Raw genomic sequence first — 1,519 nt, 5'->3', positions numbered from 1 at the left:
TTACGACCAGATTATGAGATGCAGGGTTGTGGTGGATGTCCCCCACCGCCATAAACATAAAGGGATTCTGTATGATGTGCATATTTACATGACTGTTCCGGGTGGAGAGATTGTAATAAAACGCGAACAGAACGAAGACCTCGCAATAGCTATAAGGGATGCCTTTGATGCAGCACGCCGCAAGCTTGAGGACTATGCACGCAGGCAGCGAGGTGATATAAAACATCACGAAGAGATTTTGCATGCCCGTGTAAGTGCATTATTTTCAGACAAAGGCTATGGTTTTATAACCACGCCTGACGGCAGGGAAATCTATTTTCACGAAAACAGTGTATTGAATAAAGAATTTAAAAATCTGAAGGTCGGGACAGAGGTTCGTTTTGTGGAAGAACTTGGGGAAAAGGGGCCTCAGGCCAGCACTGTAACGGTTATAGAAAGGTAAACAGCTAAGGATTCAATAGCCGTTTTTTGATATCGATGGCTGCGACAGCCCCCTCTCCTGCTGCGATGACAACCTGGTCATTGCCCTGATTGAGAGGGCCTACAATATACAGGCCGCTTAAAGATGATTCATAATTATGGGCTACTATAAACTTAAAGCCGTTGTTGTCCCTTTTTAAATCCAGCTTGGAAAGAAATGCATCGTTCAGCTTATAACCAAAGTGGGACATTACTACCTCGCACTCAATCCTTTGCCCGTCTTTTAGTTCAAGGGCATCCATCTTTTCATCCCCGATAATCCTTACAGGACGGCCTATTATTAACGGTATATTTTCTTCCCTTAGTTCCTCTTTATATTCGTCAGGCACTTTATCCATATAAAGAACGAGGGTTATATCCTTCGTAAACATCTCCTTCATGGCAAAGGCAAGATGCACTGTCTTGAGAGAATTGCCGATAATAATCAGTTTTTTGTTTGTGGTTTTGTATCCATCGCAGTCTATGCAGGTGAAAAGGCTGATTCCTAAAAATTTATGCAGGTTTTCAATGTCAGGCAGGTTATCGTAGACGCCGGATGAGACAATCACAAATTTTGAGAGGTATTTCTTTTCTCCGGCATATACTTCGAAAAACTCATTCTTCAAAACCTTTGTGACAGTTGCATTTTCGATCTTCACATTAAAATTCTTTGCCTGCTCGATGCCTATTTCTATAATCTCTTTACCGGAAATAGCCTTCTGCGTGAGGAAATTCTCTATATGGCGCGCATGTCTTGTCCTTCCACCGCCTCTGTCTAAAAGGATGACATCCCTGTTGTATCTTCCGAGATAAATAGCAGCCTGCAATCCTCCAGGGCCTGCGCCTATGATTATGCAGTCATATATTTTTTCTTCAGGCATTGGTAAAATTACCCTCATCTTTTCATTATGATTATTAATCATAAGTCGTTTCCCAAAATACACCTGCCAATTATTTTGTAAACGGCAATTATAGTCTTGATATTATACATCAAATATGCTAATTTTGTTTTATAGGACAGAATTGGTTTAGTTTTACAAAAATGAAAAAGTATTACAAA

2 protein-coding genes are annotated in these 1,519 nt (G+C 40.6%); one reads left to right on the top strand and one right to left on the bottom strand.

The window, feature by feature from the left end:
* The coding region (locus tag V7L97_RS12610) for an HPF/RaiA family ribosome-associated protein (RefSeq protein ID WP_333656534.1) at window positions 1–442 on the top strand (442 nt) is incomplete at its 5' end.
* A gap of 4 nt (window positions 443–446) precedes the next feature.
* On the opposite strand, the gene V7L97_RS12605 is transcribed toward V7L97_RS12610, so the two are convergent.
* Window positions 447–1,340 (bottom strand): NAD(P)/FAD-dependent oxidoreductase, encoded by an 894-nt coding sequence (locus V7L97_RS12605; RefSeq protein WP_333656532.1) that lies wholly within the window; start codon window positions 1,338–1,340, stop codon window positions 447–449.
* Between the last annotated feature and the right edge of the window lie 179 nt (window positions 1,341–1,519).

The sequence above is a fragment of the Dissulfurispira sp. genome, from assembly GCF_036745535.1.
GTDB lineage: Bacteria > Nitrospirota > Thermodesulfovibrionia > Thermodesulfovibrionales > Dissulfurispiraceae > Dissulfurispira.
The sequence above is the reverse complement of the archived record's forward strand: the minus strand, read 5'-3'. Positions and strand labels throughout refer to the sequence as shown.